The 15951-nt window shown below is 67.5% G+C and carries 12 protein-coding genes and 1 riboswitch; of the genes, 9 read left to right on the top strand and 3 right to left on the bottom strand.

The window, feature by feature from the left end; all coding sequences use genetic code 11:
* Positions 1–26: 26 nt before the first annotated feature.
* The 4 genes from E6C72_RS09540 to E6C72_RS09525 all read left to right on the top strand — a co-directional run bounded on the left by E6C72_RS09540 (position 27) and on the right by E6C72_RS09525 (position 4794).
* A complete protein-coding gene (locus tag E6C72_RS09540; protein ID WP_136700710.1) occupies positions 27–776 on the top strand; it encodes an electron transfer flavoprotein subunit beta/FixA family protein in 750 nt (249 codons plus the stop codon).
* Between the two features lie 52 nt (positions 777–828).
* Positions 829–1755 carry an electron transfer flavoprotein subunit alpha/FixB family protein gene (locus E6C72_RS09535; RefSeq protein WP_136700708.1) on the top strand — a complete coding sequence of 309 codons (927 nt, stop codon included), beginning with the start codon at positions 829–831 and terminating at the stop codon, positions 1753–1755.
* A 113-nt stretch (positions 1756–1868) separates the two neighbouring features.
* Positions 1869–2759 carry a VOC family protein gene (locus E6C72_RS09530; protein WP_109086619.1) on the top strand — a complete coding sequence of 297 codons (891 nt, stop codon included), beginning with the start codon at positions 1869–1871 and terminating at the stop codon, positions 2757–2759.
* A gap of 106 nt (positions 2760–2865) precedes the next feature.
* Complete coding sequence (locus E6C72_RS09525; protein WP_247875795.1) at positions 2866–4794, top strand: PAS domain-containing protein; 1929 nt, start codon at positions 2866–2868, stop codon at positions 4792–4794.
* A gap of 30 nt (positions 4795–4824) precedes the next feature.
* On the opposite strand, the gene E6C72_RS09520 is transcribed toward E6C72_RS09525, so the two are convergent.
* Positions 4825–7302: an ATP-binding protein gene (locus E6C72_RS09520; protein ID WP_247875794.1), complete on the bottom strand. Its 2478-nt coding sequence runs from the start codon at positions 7300–7302 to the stop codon at positions 4825–4827.
* 309 nt (positions 7303–7611) lie between these two features.
* Between E6C72_RS09520 and murJ the strand changes: the two genes are divergently transcribed.
* Positions 7612–9186, top strand: coding sequence for a murein biosynthesis integral membrane protein MurJ (gene murJ, locus E6C72_RS09515; RefSeq protein ID WP_109086617.1), 1575 nt, complete (start codon positions 7612–7614; stop codon positions 9184–9186).
* 39 nt (positions 9187–9225) lie between these two features.
* Here the strand turns inward: murJ and E6C72_RS09510 are convergent, their stop codons facing one another.
* A complete protein-coding gene (locus E6C72_RS09510; protein WP_247875793.1) occupies positions 9226–10242 on the bottom strand; it encodes a GyrI-like domain-containing protein in 1017 nt (338 codons plus the stop codon).
* Between the two features lie 14 nt (positions 10243–10256).
* Positions 10257–10336: riboswitch (SAM riboswitch) on the top strand.
* Positions 10337–10415: 79 nt separating this feature from the next.
* Here E6C72_RS09510 and metZ point away from each other — a divergent pair.
* Both metZ and E6C72_RS09500 read left to right on the top strand, forming a co-directional pair.
* A complete protein-coding gene (gene metZ / locus E6C72_RS09505; RefSeq protein WP_109086615.1) occupies positions 10416–11624 on the top strand; it encodes an O-succinylhomoserine sulfhydrylase in 1209 nt (402 codons plus the stop codon).
* An 85-nt stretch (positions 11625–11709) separates the two neighbouring features.
* Entirely contained in the window at positions 11710–12225 is a 516-nt protein-coding gene (locus E6C72_RS09500) for a phasin family protein (RefSeq protein ID WP_109086614.1), read from the top strand.
* A 4-nt stretch (positions 12226–12229) separates the two neighbouring features.
* Here the strand turns inward: E6C72_RS09500 and E6C72_RS09495 are convergent, their stop codons facing one another.
* Positions 12230–13186, bottom strand: coding sequence for a cation diffusion facilitator family transporter (locus tag E6C72_RS09495; protein ID WP_109086613.1), 957 nt, complete (start codon positions 13184–13186; stop codon positions 12230–12232).
* Positions 13187–13357: 171 nt separating this feature from the next.
* On the opposite strand from E6C72_RS09495, the gene E6C72_RS09490 reads away from it, so the two are divergent.
* Positions 13358–13777, top strand: a complete 420-nt coding sequence (locus E6C72_RS09490) for an OsmC family protein (RefSeq protein ID WP_098741061.1) — start codon at positions 13358–13360, stop codon at positions 13775–13777.
* 88 nt (positions 13778–13865) lie between these two features.
* Entirely contained in the window at positions 13866–15950 is a 2085-nt protein-coding gene (locus E6C72_RS09485; protein WP_109086612.1) for a YjbH domain-containing protein, read from the top strand.
* Position 15951 lies beyond the last annotated feature (1 nt).

The raw sequence follows: 15951 nt of genomic DNA, 5'->3' as shown, positions 1-15951 counted from the left end.
AACCAATCGAGAGGAGACACGCCGTCATGAAGGTGCTGGTGCCCGTTAAGCGAGTGGTCGACTACAACGTGAAGATCCGCGTCAAGGCGGATGGCAGCGGCGTCGAGACCGCCAACGTGAAGATGAGCATGAACCCCTTCGACGAGATCGCCGTCGAAGAGGCGGTGCGCCTGAAGGAAGCCGGCAAGGCGACCGAGATCGTGGTCGTGTCCGTCGGGCCGACCCAGGCCCAGGAGACCCTGCGCACCGCTCTCGCCATGGGTGCCGACCGCGCCATCCTGGTGCAGACCGACGTGCAGACCGAGCCGCTGGCCGTCGCCAAGGTGCTGAAGGCCCTGGTCGAGAAGGAGGCCCCCGGCCTCGTCATCCTCGGCAAGCAGGCGATCGACGACGACTGCAACCAGACCGGCCAGATGCTCGCCGCGCTGCTGGGCTGGGGCCAGGGCACCTTCGCCTCGAAGATCGCCGCCGGCGACGGCACGGTCGCCGTCACCCGCGAGATCGACGGCGGGCTGGAGACCGTTGAGCTGAAGCTGCCGGCGGTGGTCACCGCCGACCTGCGCCTGAACGAGCCGCGCTATGCCTCGCTGCCGAACATCATGAAGGCGAAGAAGAAGCCGCTGGAGACCGTGACGCCGGAGGTGCTTGGCGTCGACGTCGCCCCGCGCCTGAAGACGCTGAAGGTCGCCGAGCCGGCCAAGCGTCAGGCCGGCATCAAGGTGCCGGACGTCGCCACCCTGGTCGACAAGCTGAAGAACGAGGCGCGGGTGATCTGAGCGCCGGCCCTGTGCCCGCGCTCGCCCCCCCCGCCCGACAGAGGAAGCCCCCATGCCCATCCTGATCCTTGCCGACCACGACAACGCCAGCCTCAAGCCCGCCACCGCCAACGCGGTCACCGCCGCCGCCAGGCTGGGCGGCGACGTCCACATCCTCGTCGCCGGCTGCAACGCCGCCCCGGCCGCGGAGCAGGCCGCCAGGCTGGCCGGCGTCGCCAAGGTGCTTCTCGCCGACGATGCCGCCTACGAGCATGCCCTGGCCGAGCCGGTCGCGGCCCTGCTGGTCTCGCTCGCCCCGGCCTACAGCCACCTCCTCGCCGCCGCCACTTCTGCCGGCAAGAACGTGCTGCCGCGTGTCGCCGCCCTGCTCGACGTGGCGATGATCTCCGACATCACCGCGGTGGTCTCCGCCGACAGCTTCGAGCGGCCGATCTACGCCGGCAACGCCATCGCCACCGTGCAGTCGGCCGATGCGGTGAAGGTCATCACCGTCCGCACCACCGCCTTCGAGGCCGCCGCCGCAACCGGCAGCGCCGCGGTGGAGAGCGTCGCCGCCGTTGCCGACCCGGCCCTGTCGAGCTTCGTCTCGGCCGAGCTGTCGAAGTCGGAGCGGCCGGAGCTGACCTCGGCCCGCATCGTCATTTCCGGCGGTCGCGGCATGCAGTCCGGCGACAACTTCCACCTGCTGGAGGCGATCGCTGACAAGCTGGGGGCTGCGGTCGGCGCCAGCCGCGCCGCCGTCGATGCCGGTTTCGTGCCGAACGACTATCAGGTCGGCCAGACCGGCAAGATCGTGGCGCCGGACCTCTATGTCGCTGTCGGCATCTCGGGTGCCATCCAGCATCTGGCCGGCATGAAGGACAGCAAGATCATCGTCGCCATCAACAAGGACGAGGAGGCGCCGATCTTCCAGGTCGCCGACTACGGCCTCGTCGCCGACCTGTTCAAGGCCCTGCCGGACCTCCAGCAGGCGCTGTGACCGTCAAGGCCGGGTTCTTCCCTGCACGGGAGGGCCCGGCCGCTTCGCGCTTGCCGCGGCGGGCCGGCTGTTCTATCGCTGGCGGCACAGCAACCCGACAGCGGCAGGACGCCATGAGCATCGACGGCATCACCGGACTGGACCATCTGGTCATCGCCACCCGCGACCTCGACGCGGCGCGCGACGCCTACGCCCGGCTCGGTTTCACCGTGACGCCGCGTGGCCACCACACCCAGTTGAAGTCGGCCAACCACACCATTCTGTTCCCCACCGGCACCTATCTGGAGCTGCTGGGCATTGAGGAACAGCGGCCGGTCAACGCCCATTACGCCGCCTTCCTGCGCCAACGCGAGGGCATCGCCGCCGTCGCCTTGAAGACCCCGGACGCCCGCGCCGCCGCCGGTCCGCTGACCGCCGCCGGTTTCCCGGCGTCGGATCCCGTCGATTTCGGCCGGCCGGTGGAGTTGCCGGACGGCAGCCGTGACGCCAATTTCACCATCACCCAGATCGACCCGGCCGCCACCCCGGCGGGACGTGTCTTCCTGTGCCAGCACCATACGCCCGATCTGGTCTGGCGCCCCGACCAGATGGAACACGCCAACGGTGCCACCGGGCTGGCAGCGCTGGTGATCGCCGCCGCCGATCCCGATGCGGTCGCCACAACCTATGCCCGGCTGCTCGGCGGCACCGTCACCGACCGTGGCTCCGCCCGTGTTGTGGAGCCGGCGCAACAGGGCGACGGGCAGGTTCCCGTACTGGTCGCCACCCCGGACCGGCTGCACTGGGCCTGGACCGCCGATCCGGCCTTCACCAAGGCCACCCTGCCCTTCTTCGCCGGTTTCGTGCTGCGGGTTGCCGATCCGGCGAAGACCCAGCAGGCCTTGCAGAAAAGCAAATTTCCGACGGTGGTCGGCGAAGGCGTGATGCGGGTCGGATCGGCCAGCGCCTGCGGCGCCATGGTGGCGTTCGCCCAGGACTTCGACCTCGACAGCCTGATACCCTGAAATTCGCGACGATTTGCACCTAATTGGGCATAGGAGCCGTTGAGTTGCTTGTGTAGTGTCCCCCGACAGTTGCGCCTGCGAACGGGTGCAGGCTGTGGAGATGCACATGACGACAGCGGGCCAGACGATGGACGTGACGGGGGCTCCGAGGCTGGAGACCGGTGCCGTGCCGACATCGTTCGCCCCGCTGTTCGACGCCCTGCCCGTTCCGGCTCTGATGCGCGAGGCGGACGGACGGCTGCGCGGCAACCGCCGCTTCCTCGACCGTTACGGCAGCACCGACGCCTTTCCGGTCGATCTGGCCGATACCGCCCCGGGTAGCGAACGGGAAGTGACCGCGACGTCCATCTCCGGCGACTCGCGCGACCTGCTGGTCCGCGTCGGCGGCCCGCCCTGGATCGCGACGGTGGAGGATGTCACCGACCAGCGTCATACCGCCCGCGGGCTGGCGCTGGCGACCGAGAAGTTGGAGGAGGCCTACCACACCGCCAAGCTGGGGTACTGGGAGTACGGCATCCGGTCCGGCGACCTGATGCTGAGCGATGCCGGGCTGGCCGTGCTGGGTCACGACCGCGACCGCTTCACCGGCGGCTTCGATGCCCTGCTGGGGATCCTGCACCCCGACGACCGGCCGCGCTTCGGCAACATGCTGGAGAGCGTCGTCGACAACCCCCAGCGGGTCTATGTCGAATACCGCGTCCATGACCGGGACGACCGGGTCCGCTACGTCTCCTCCTCCTGCGCGCCGCGGCTGGATGGCGACGGACGGCTGACCCACCTGTTCGGCGTCATGCTGGACAGCACCGAACGCGCGGAGGCCGCCGCCCAACTGGAGGCGGCCAAGCAGCGGCTGGAGGAAGCCTACCGCACCGGTCATCTCGGCTATTGGGAATATGGCATCCACAGCGGCACGCTGGTGTGGAACCGTGAGGCTTTCGACATCTACGGCCAGGATGCCGGACGGTTCGAGCCGACCTTCGACAATCTGCTGGGCATCCTGCACCCCGACGACCGCATGTCCTTCGGCAACATGCTGGAAAGCGTCATCGGCAATTCCCGCCGCGTCTATGTCGAATACCGGGTGATCGATCCGGTGGGAGAGGTGCGCTACGTTTCCTCCTCCTGCGCGCCGCGATTCGATCTGGACGGACGGCTGACCCACCTGTTCGGCGTCATGCTGGACACCACCGAGCGGGCACGTGCCGCCGACGCCCTGCGCGCCGCCAAGGACCGGGTGGAACAGGCCTATCGCGAATTGCAGGCCGCCCAGGACAGCCTGGTCCAGACCGAGAAGATGGCGTCCCTCGGCCAGCTCGTCGCCGGGGTGGCGCATGAGGTGAACGGGCCGGTCGGCGTGGCGCTCACCACCGCCTCCCATCTGCTGAGCCGGGCGGAGGACGTGAAGCGCCAGTTCGCCGCCAATGCCCTGACCCGGTCGGCCCTGGCCGGTTTCCTTGAGGTGGCGCAGGAGGCCGGGCAACTGCTGGTCGGCAACACCGAACGCATCGCCGCCCTGGTCCACATGTTCAAGCAGGTGGCCGCCGACCAAACCGGCGACGAGCGCCGCACGTTCTACCTGCGCGAATACACCGAGGACGTGCTGCTGAGCCTGCACACGCAGATCGGCTCCTCCGGCCACCGGGTGGAGCTGGCCTGTCCGGAGGCGCTTCAGCTGGAAAGCTTTCCCGGCGCTTTCGCCCGCGTGCTGACCCATCTGGTGCGCAATTCGCTGACCCACGCCTTCCGTGCGGAGCAGAGCGGACGGATCGTCATCGACATCCACGCCGATGGCGACGATTGGATCGAGGTGGTGCACAGCGACGACGGGCAGGGCATCCTTGACGCCGACCTGCCGCGGATCTTCGATCCCTTCTTCACCACTGCACGCCATGCCGGCTGCGTCGGCCTGGGGCTGCACATCGCCTATAATCTGGCGACCCAGACTTTGGGCGGCCAACTGAGCGTCCGCAACAATCCCGGCCAGGGAGCCGTCTTCATCCTGAGGGTGCCTCGGCAGGCCCCGGACCTCGGCTGATTCCCACCGGCGCGCCCCTCGCCTTGTTCGTCAGGCGACGGTCTGTCGGTCGCGCAGCAGCGGTTCCAGCGCCTCGGCCACTGCCCGGCGCAGGTCGGCGGCGATCACCGGCTTGTGCATCACCCGGAAATTGCCGGCCTCCGCCTCCTGCGCACGGGCCGGGGCGGTGTCGCCGGTAACCAGGATGCCCGGCAGGATCCGGCCCAGCGCCAGCCGAACCTCGCGGATCGCCTCCGTCCCGGTGCGGCCATCGCGCAAACGGTAATCGGCGACGATCAGGTCGGGCGTCGGCCCGCGATTGGCGAGATCCAGCGCCTCGGCACAGGATTCGGCAGCCAGAACGATATAGCCCCACTCCGCCAGCATGGCGCGCAGCCCTTCACGGACGATTGGATCGTCCTCGATCACCAGCACGGTGGTGGCGAAGGCCGGACGGGCGGAGTGCGGAGCGGGCACGGCCTTCATCGCCCATCGGGCGGCGACGGGGACCTCGACCGAGAAAACCGATCCCTCGCCGGGCGTCGACCGAACCGTCACCTCATGGCCGAGCATGACCGACAGCCGCCGCACCACCGCCAGCCCGAGGCCGAGTCCCTGGTCGCGGTTGCGGCTGGCGTTGCCGACCTGCACGAACTCCTGGAAGATGTCCTCCTGCTGGTCGGCGGGAATCCCGATTCCGGTGTCCCAGACCTCGATGCGCAACGTCTCGCCGCGGCGGCGGCAGCCGATGAGAATCCGGCCCCTGTCGGTATAGCGCAGGGCGTTCTCCACCAGATTCTGCAGAATCCGGCCAAGCAGCATCGGGTCGCTGCGCACATGGGTGCTGCACGGCACAATGTGCAGGATCAGCCCCTTCTGGACAGCGACGGGGCGGCTGTTGGCGGCGACACGCTCCATCACCTCGGACAGCGGGAACACCTCCACCTCCGGCACCACCGCGCCCGCTTCCAGCCGGGAGACATCGAGGAGCCCGTCCAGCAGCATCTTCAGCGCGCCCAGCGCACGCTCCATCGTGCCCAGGACATTGCGGCTCATGCCATCGGTGACGCGGGTGGACAGCACCTCCATCAGCAGCAGCAGTGACTGCACCGGTTGGCGCAGGTCGTGACTGGCGGCAGCCAGGAATTTCGACTTGGCGACATTGGCCCGGTCGGCCTCCCGCCTCGCGTCAGCCAGTGCCGCCTGGGCGCGCTTGTGTTCGGAGATATCGCGGACGGTGGCGATCAGGCTGACCAGCCGGTTGTCGTGGTCGCGCACCGGCGACGCGCTGAGTTCAAGGCAACGCGGCGCCTCCCCGCTCGGATTGGGGCGGGTCAGTTCCACCCGGGCGTCACGGCCGACAACGATGGCATCGCGCAAGGGCTGCAAGGCGACCCGGTCGTTCGTCGCCCGCTCCAGCGCCGTCAGGGCGCCGCTGCCCATCAGGGCCGAGGTCGACGCACCCAGCAGATGCTCGAGTGCCGGATTGACATAGACGATGGGCATTCCCGGCTGGGTAGCATCAGCGATCATGATGCCGTCGTTGCTCCAGGCCAGCGCCCGGTTCCGCACCCTGAGCGCCCGGTCGGTGTGGCGGCGCCATTGCAGTTCGAGGATGAAGGCGATAACGAACAGCAGGATCACAACCGTGGTGGCGACCGCCCAGCCGATATAGAGACGGGCGTTGTCGCGCCAGGGGCCGAAGACCGTCTCCACCGATTCGCCAACGATGGCGATGATCGGATAATCGGGTGCCGACCGGAAGGCGGTGATCCGCTCTATCCCGTCGACCGGACTGGCCATCCGCATGTGGCCGACGGGATGCTGCCGGATCGCCTGCCAAAGCTCGCTGCTGGTCATTCCGCGGCCGGCGGCGGCAGCGCTGAATCCCGCATTGCGGGCGATGATGACGCCGTCGGATCGCAACAGCGTCGCCACCCCGTCCGGCGGCAGGCCGAGAACACGGTAATAGCGGGCGAAGGACTCGACCGGAATATCGGCGACCGCGATGCCGGCAAAAGTGCCGTCGGTGTTTTCCAGCCGCCGCGACACCGGGATCAGCAGATCCTGGACCTCCGACGAGGCATAGGGAATGCCGATCACCAGACCGCGCGGCGCGCTGTCCCGGGCGATGCGGAACTCGTCGCGGTCGGTGACCACCCCCTGGAAGGTGGCGCGCCCTCCGCCCATCGTCAGCATGCCGGAAGCGTCGTAGACACGGACCCCCACCACCAGCCCTTCTTCAAAGGCGCGGCGGGTATCGAGGCGCATGGAACGGTTGCGCTCGGTATTGGCGATCAGGTCCAGCAGCAGGTCGTCGACGCGGCGAAAGGTGGAGACCGCATGCTCCTCCACCAGACGGGCGACGACAGCGGTCTTTTCATTGGCCGTCAGGTCGAGCAGCCGCTCTTCACGATGAAGCCGGTCGAGGAGAATCCACCACAGGGCGGCAATGGCAAGCGCAACCGCCAGGGCGGGCAGGACCAGACGGCCGCCGAAACCGGAAAAAAGCCAGAGCGCCCGCTTCACGTAAACTCCGAACGCAGTGGATCGTCCGCCGACCACGTCCATCGGCGGGAAAGCGGAGGGCGGCGGCAGGCGGACGGAAGCATGCCGCAACGCGGAGGCCGACGCAACGCCGTAACCGGCAAGGTGGCAGCAGAGGACAGTTGCTCCACCCAGGCAGACCAACGGCCACGCCATCGCAGCCATCGCGTTCCGAGCCATGCTGCGGCGCACCAGGAGGCAAGGGATGGCAAGGGAGAGCGGAGACCGGGGCCGGGCACCGCACCGAAAAGCCGGCTTTGCCGCGCTGCCCCGGCCGGCTATACCGCGGCGATGAACTTCGCACGCGCCATCGCCACCGTCGGTGGCCTGACCCTGCTGAGCCGGCTGGCCGGCTTTGCCCGCGACATTCTGACCGCGGCCGTGCTGGGCGCCGGCCCGGTGGCCGACGCCTTCTTCGTGGCGCTGAAACTGCCCAACCTGTTCCGCCGGCTGTTCGCGGAAGGTGCCTTCGGCGTCGCCTTCGTCCCGCTGTTCGCCGCCGAGCTACAGACCCGCGGCCGCAGCGCCGCCATCCGCTTCGCGGAGGAAGCTCTGGCGATGCTGCTGGCGATGCTGCTGCCATTCACGCTGGCGGCCATCGTCGCCATGCCCTGGCTGATGCACGGCCTCGCCCCCGGCTTCGTTGACGAACCGGCCAAGTTCGCTCTGGCGGTGGACATGGCGCGACTGACCTTTCCCTATCTGGCGCTGATCTCGCTGGTGGCGCTGCTCGGTGGGGTACTGAACGCGCTTGACCGCTTCGGGCCCTTCGCCGCCGCCCCCATCGCCTTCAACCTGACGCTTGTCGCCGCCCTGCTGATCGCCCCGCGGCTGGGGCTGGAGCCCGGCACTGCCATGGCGGCGGCGGTGACGCTGTCGGGGGCGGTTCAGGTCGCCTGGATGGCCTGGGCCTGCGCCAAGTCCGGGGTGGTGCTGAGGCTGCGCCCGCCGCGCATGACGGAGGGGATGCGGCGGCTGTTCCGGCTGATCGGCCCGGGAGCCATCGGCGCCGGGGTCATGCAGATCAACCTGTTCCTCAACATCGTGCTGGCCTCGCTGCTGCCGTCGGGCGCGGTGTCCTTCCTTTACTACGCCGACCGGCTGAACCAGATGCCGCTGGGCATCATCGGCATCGCCATCGGCACCGCCCTTCTGCCGGTGCTGGCGCGCCATGTCGCCGCCGGGGACGAGCGGATGGTCCGCCATTACCTGAGCCGCGCGCTGGAGTTCAGCCTGCTGCTCGGCCTGCCGGCGGCGGTGGCACTCGGCGTGGCAGGGGGGCCCATCGTCGCAGTGCTGTTCGAGCGCGGGGCCTTTGGCCCGGAAGAGGCTCAGGCCACCGCGATGGCGCTTGCCGCCTATGCCGTCGGCATCCCGGCCTATGTGATCGTGAAGTCACTGAACGCCGCCTTCTTCGCCCGGCACGACACGGTGACGCCGGTGCGTGTGGCCGTCATCGTGACGGTGGCGACCGCCCTGCTGGCCCTGCTGCTGATGCCATGGCTTGGGCATGTCGGGATCGCGCTGTCCACCGGACTGACCGCCTGGCTGGATGTCGGACTGCTGGTGGCGGCGATGCGCAGGCGCGGCCTGTTCGATCTGGACGACAGGTTGACGCGCCGCGCCCCGCGCATCGCCCTGGCGGCTGCCGGCATGGGAATGGCACTTCTGGCGGGCGAGCGTCTGCTGTTGCCCTGGCTGGCCGCCCCCTCCACCGCACTGCGGTTCATGGCGCTGGCCTTGCTGGTATCCGGAGGAGTCGTGGCCTTCGGCGCGCTGGCGGCGCTGCTGGGCGGGGCGAATTTGGGAGACGTGAAAGGAATGCTGTCGAAAAAGCCGCAAGCAAGGGAAGAGCAGGTCGGCTGAACAGCGGTCGGCGGAAGCGGCGCCACTTCCGTACCGTACTTACTTCAGCGGTAGGTAGACGTCGGTCAGCAGTTCATGCTCCGGCGTTTCTCCGATGAAGTTCAGATAATGGAAGTATACGGGGAAATCGCGAAGCTCCTCGCCGTTTTCCGGAAGCCACCGGCCATAGAGAAAGCGCAAGACCTCCCCGATCTGCTCATGGGCTCCCCGGTGCCTGACCAGCGCACAGCGCCCGCCGGGAATGAGCTTCTTCACCACCCCTTGGGGGTTCTCCGGCACGTCGCCGTCGACCTCCCCGCAGATGTCGAACCGGAAGTCGGCAGGTTCGGTGGTTTCCGGGTTGTCGAAGGCGACACCAAAGGTCCGGCAGCGCTCTCGTGGCGACAGTCCGCTGCCCTTGCGCCAGTCGATGAAGATGCGAACGGAGTCGTTCACGCCTTCAATCGGTCCCCGATGACAGTAGGCCGCCACCTGGGTAGGCGCGAAGTCGACGATGGAGACATCCATGGTCCTGATCCTTTTCCTTTTGATGTGTCGATAGCGGTCATGCCACTGCCGCCATTCCGGAGCTTTCCTGAATTCGGACGGAGTCTGGCCGAACGCGGTCTTGAAGGCGCGGGCGAAGGATTCCGGCGTTTCGAATCCGGCGTCCAAGGCGATGTCGATAACCTTGTCAGCCGGATAGAAGGCCAGTCGGAACGACGCCCGCTTCAACCGTGCCAGCTGGATGTATTTTCCGATGCTGACATCGAAATGGGCGGAGAAGAGACGATGGAAGTGGAATTTCGAGAGACAGGCGACATCGCTCAACCTGTCGAGCGACAGGTCGCCCTCCAGATTCTGCTCGATGTAGTCGAACAGCCGGGAAAACCTCCCTTCATAATCTTGCCTGCTCATCGTCGGTCCGGCCTGCACGGTTGATGGAGGAAACCATAAGCCGGGGGTCCGGACGCCGTCCTGGCCCATCTTGCTGACTATCGACCGCGATTCCGGATAGCCAGGCGGGATGGCGTCCGAAGACGGAGATGCCGCGCTACCCCTCTTGACGGCGGTCATAGGCAGTCGTACAAGCGGACCCACGTGGTGATTTGGTCGACCGGCTTGCGGGCCACGTAAAACAATCCGCTAAAAAGGTCCGAGCCGCGTCCGCGCCTCGACCCGATCGGTCGGGGCTTTTTTGTTTGCGGCCGGCCTCGCCCCACCGGCGGTCATCAGGGGAGAGTCGCGGAATGTCGCGCACCGATCATCGCAATCCAAACGTTGCGGGCCTGCGCCCGCGGTCCAAGCTGGTCCATGGCGGCATCCGCCGTTCGCAGTTCGACGAAACCTGCGAGGCTCTGTACCAGACTTCCGGCTTCGTCTACGGTTCGGCGGAAGAGGCTGAGAACGCCTTCGCCAACGACGGCTCGCGCCATGTCTATTCCCGCTTCCGCAACCCGACCTCGGCGATGTTCGAGGACCGGCTGGCGGAGTATGAGGGGGCGGAATGGGCCTATGCCACCGCCAGCGGCATGGCGGCGGTCCATGGCGCGCTGATGAGCGGCCTGCGCACCGGCGACCGGGTCGTTGCGCCGCGGGCGCTCTTCATCTCCTGCTACTGGATCCTCAAGGATCTGTGCAGCCGCTACGGCATCGAGACGGTGTTCGTCGACGGCACCAATCTGGCGGAGTGGGAAGAGGCGCTGTCGAAGCCGACCAAGGCCGTCTTCCTGGAAACTCCGTCCAACCCAGGGCTTGAGGTCGTCGACCTCCAGGCGGTCTGCGATCTCTCCCACAAGGCGGGGGCCGTGGTCGTCGTCGACAATGCCTTCGCCACGCCGGTGCTCCAGCGTCCGTTCGACTTCGGCGCCGACGTCATCATCTATTCGGCGACCAAGCACATCGACGGCCAGGGCCGCTGTCTGGGCGGTGTCATCCTGGCCAAGGACAGGAAATACGCATCGGAGGTCATCCATCCCTTCCTGCGCAACACCGGCCCGACCATTTCTCCCTTCAACTCCTGGCTTCTGCTGAAGGGCATGGAGACGCTGGAACTGCGCGTGCAGGCCCAGTCGGCAGCCGGTCTCCAGGTCGCGGAGTTCCTGGAAAGCCATCCGAAGGTCGCCCAGGTGCTGTACCCGCTGCTGCCCAGCCATCCGCAATATGATCTGGTGCGCAAGCAGATGACCGGCGGCGGCAACATGCTGTCGATCTTCCTGAAGGGCGGCAAGACCGAGGCGTTCAACCTGCTGAACGGCCTGCGCATGGTGATGATCTCCAACAATCTCGGCGATTCGAAGAGCCTGATCACTCACCCCTCGACCACCACTCATTCCAAGTTGACGGATGAGGAAAAGGTCGCGGCCAGGATCGAACCCGGCCTGCTGCGCCTGTCCGTTGGTCTTGAGGACCCCCGGGACATCATCGAAGATCTCGACCGCGCGCTCGCCGAGGCGTAAAGATCGTGCCGGAACTTATGTTGCAGTGCAGCGTTGACCCCGCAGTCAGGTTCCGGCAACGATACTTTTGAGAGAGGCGACGCCCATGGCACGACAGAACGCCGGCAACGGCCACCCCACCGACAGGCTCATGGCGGTGGCGGGCCAGCTCACCAAGACCGGTCTTCGCAGCAGCGAAATGGGCGTCGCGGCGGCGCAGACCATTGGCTATCGCACCGCGATGATGACGGCGGCGCTGTCGAACCCCATCGACTTCGCCAATCCCGAATTCATCCGCATGGGTGCGGAAAAAGTTGAGGCGGCGGTGGAGGCTTTCCATGCCGTCGCCACTGGCATTGGCGAATTCGGGCAGGCCTGGATCACCATGATCACCAAGCAGACCCAGGCGGCCGCCACCACCATCGGCGGGCTTGCCAGCTGCAAGAACCCGGCGGAGATCATCGACGTCCAACAGCGGCTGCTGGCGGATGTCGTCGATGCCGGCATCCACGCCAACCTGCGCCTGATCGAGGCGACGGCCGCCATCGCCGCCGCCGGCATGAACCCGGCCTACCGCAAGGTGCGCGCCAACGCCCGCCGCCTCGCCCGCGAACAGGCATAACGGGTCAGACCACATCCGCAGGAGCAAGGCGGCAGCAACTGCCGTCATGCTCCACCTGGATGGTGGCATGGCCGATGCCGAAACGCTCCTTCAGCACCATGGAGATTTCCAGCAGAAGGGCGTCGTCCTGGTTCATGCCGGGTCGGACGAGGTGAGCGGTCAGGGCCGTTTCCGTCGTGCTGATCGGCCAGATGTGCAGGTCATGCACGGCGATGACGCCCGTCAGTCCGGCCAGATAGCGTTCCACACCCGCCCGGTCGACGCCGTCGGGCACAGCGTCCATCGCCAGCCTTACTGACTCTTGCAGCAGGCCCCAGGTGCCGGCGACGATCACCAGCGCGATGACGATGCTGGTCGCCGGATCGAGCCACAGCCAGCCGGTGAAGCGGATCGCCAGCGCTGCCAGCACCACGCCCAGCGACACCGCCGCGTCGGCCGCCATGTGCAGATAGGCACCGCGCAGGTTGATGTCCTGCTTCTGCCCGCCCATGAACAGCCAAGCGGTCCAGGCATTGATGACGATGCCGATCACCGCCACCACCATCACGGTTGTCTCGCCCACCGGCTCCGGATCGGTGAGACGGTTGGCCGCCTCCAGCAGAATGGCGCCGACGGCAATCAACAGGATCATAGCGTTGAGCAGCGACGCCAGGATCGAGGCATTGCCGAAGCCGTAGGTGTAGCGTCCCTGCGGAATGCGCCGCCCCAGCCACACGGCACCCCAGGCCAGCAGCAGCCCCATAACGTCGCTTAGATTGTGCCCGGCATCGGCCAACAGGGCGGTCGAGTTGGCGATCAGACCATAAACCGCTTCCACCACCACGAAACCGATGTTCAGCAGTGCCCCCAGCGCGAAGGAGCGGTCGTAGCGCACAGGCCCGTGATGATGGTCGGCGTGGTGATGCTCTGAATGGTCATGATCGGCATTAATGGAACCGCCATGGGAGTGGCCGTGCGGCATGGTGGTTGATCCCGTCCTCGGATGGCGCATCGCAGCATCCCGGGACTTTGGGCGCGCCGGCGCCATTGGACAAGTCCGGCGATGGGGGTGCAGCACCCACTTGCGCCGATCGGCCGTGGCGCCTAGCTTCGCGCGGTCACTCACGATCAACAGTGAACGAAGGAAATGGTCATGAAGGCGCGCGTCACCTGGGTGGACGGCAAGATGTTCGTCGGCGAATCCGGCAGCGGCCATGCCGTGGTGATGGATGGCGCCGTCGAAGCCGGTGGCCGCAATGCAGGCATCCGCCCAATGGAAATGCTGCTGATCGGCATGGGCGGCTGCACCTGCTTCGATGTGGTGATGATCCTGGAGAAGGGCCGCCAGCAGATCACCGACTGCGTCGCCGCGATCGAGGCGGAGCGGGCAGATACCGATCCCAAAGTCTTCACCAAGATCCACGTCCATTTCACCGTGACCGGCCGCAAACTGGACCCGGCGAAGGTGGAGCGCGCCATCGCCCTGTCGGCGGAGAAATACTGCTCCGCCTCCATCATGCTGGGCCAGACCGCCACCATCACCCATGACTTCGAGGTGGTCGAAGCGCCGTAAAACAGCGGCAGCTACAGCTTTTCAGTTGCATTCATGCGTATGATTGGCGAAGGATCGGGCGCAGCTCCCGATTCTTCGCGATCATCGCGTGCGCCCGATTGCTATCCTCATCGTTCTGGCAGCACTGTGTGCCCCCGCCTTAACCTCCGCCTTCGGCGAGGAGGCGCGTACCAGCCTGTCGGATTGGGGTGGGATTGGCCTGCTTCAGGTGCCGACCGCACGGATGGCGCCGGACGGCTCGATGAGCGGCGGGCTGACCGCGCTCGGCGACCTGCACCGCCACTTTACGATCTCGGGCCAGCCGTTGCCGTGGCTGGAAGTCACCGCCCGCAACAGCGCTTATCCCGGCTATTACGGCCTCAGCGAACCCGGCCTCGACCTGAAGCTGCGCCTGCGGCGCGAGGATGAGCATGGACCGGCGATCGTCGTCGGCGGACGCGACGTCACCGGATCGGGATTGGACCTGCCGGGAAAGGGGCGCTTCGCCGGAGAATACATCGCACTGTCGCGCCGCTGGTGGGACCTGGACCTGACGCTCGGCATGGGCTGGGGCACGTTGGGAGAGGCCGGCCATCTGCGCAACCCATTACGCGTTCTCGGTGGCAGGTTCCACCGCGACCGTGCCCCCTCCGCTTGGCCGACCGCCCGCGGCCCCAGGGCATGGTTCAGCGGCGAAAGGGTGGCCCTGTTCGGCGGTGCCGAGTGGCACACCCCGGTCGATGGACTGAGCCTGAAGCTGGAATCCTCCGGCGACCGCTTCCGCGCCCAGCAGCAGGACGAACCAGGGTTCGTTCCCGGCAGCCGCTACGGCGTCGGCCTGTCCTGGCGTCCGGCACCCTGGACCGATTTGGGTGCGGCCTACGAACAGGGACGGCGGTTGATGCTCCGCCTGTCGGTCCGCTTTGATCCCGCGGCGGATGCCGACCGGCCGAACCGCCCTCCCCCGGACATCGGCCCGCGTCCCTCCGCCGGATCGGCATTGTCGGCCGATGCCATAGCCTTGGTGGCCCGCAGCCGCGGCCTGCCCGTGCGCGCGGCCAGGATCGAGGGGGAAATGGCGACGCTCTGGCTCGACCCGGCCGGCAGCGGACGGATGCCACTGGCGCGCGAAGTCGGCGATGCCGCCCGCCTGCTGGCCGACCTCGCCCCGCCACAGGTCGAGAGGCTACGCATCGTCACCGGCGCCGCCGGTCTCGACACGACCACCGTGACCCTGCTGCGCCGCGACCTGGAACGGGCGGCCAACCACCGCGGCAGTGCGGAGGAGATATGGCACACCACCCAACTCGCCAACTCGGCCGAACCTCCACCCGACTGGCGCCCACGCCTCGACCTCTCCACCCGGCTGGTCGCCACGTTCGATCTGGCGGAGTTGGGAACCACGCTGGCCCAGCGCACCCACACCGATGTGATGCTGCGGGCGGAGCCGTTGCGTGGGTTGGTGCTGGGCAGCGGGCTGCGCATCAACGCGCCGAGCGATCTGGAACTGCTGGACACCAACGCCCTGCCGGCGGCCCAGCCGGTACGCAGCGACCTGCCCCGCTATGCCGACCGTCCGCTTGCCCTCGACCATGCCTATGCGGCGTGGCTCGCCCAGCCGGTGGAAGGGCTGACCACCCGGCTGTCCGTCGGCCATCAGGAAGAGATGTATGGCGGTATCGGTGCGGAGGCCCTCTTGCAGCCGCAGGGTGCCCGTTGGGCGCTCGGTCTCGAGCTCAATCAGATGTGGAAGCGGCGGCCGGACAGCCTGTTTACCATCGACCGCGGGGATGCCCGCGGCACCGGCCATGCCAGCCTCTATTGGGAATCCCCCAGTGCCGATATGACGACCGCGCTTCGGCTCGGCCGCTATCTCGGCGGCGACTGGGGCGGCACGGTGGAGGTGATGCGGCGCTTCGACGGCGGCATCGGCCTGACCGCCCACGCCACCTGGACCGAGGGGCCCGACGGCGCCCAGAGCCGTTTTGGCGGTCGGATGGACTGGGGACTGGCGCTGGTGGTGCCGATCGCCGCGTCGGGCTGGCTTCCGGTCGGCGGCACGGTGGAAACGGCGGTCCGCACCCTGGGCCGCGATGCCGGACAGCGCTTGCAGCAGACCCTTCCCCTCTACGATCTCCGTGTGCCGGGAGGCGTCGGCCGCCTCACCGGCACATGGTCGCGACTGCTGAACTGAC

This window comes from Azospirillum sp. TSH100 (assembly GCF_004923295.1).
Classification (GTDB): domain Bacteria; phylum Pseudomonadota; class Alphaproteobacteria; order Azospirillales; family Azospirillaceae; genus Azospirillum.
The sequence above is the reverse complement of the archived record's forward strand: the minus strand, read 5'-3'. Positions and strand labels throughout refer to the sequence as shown.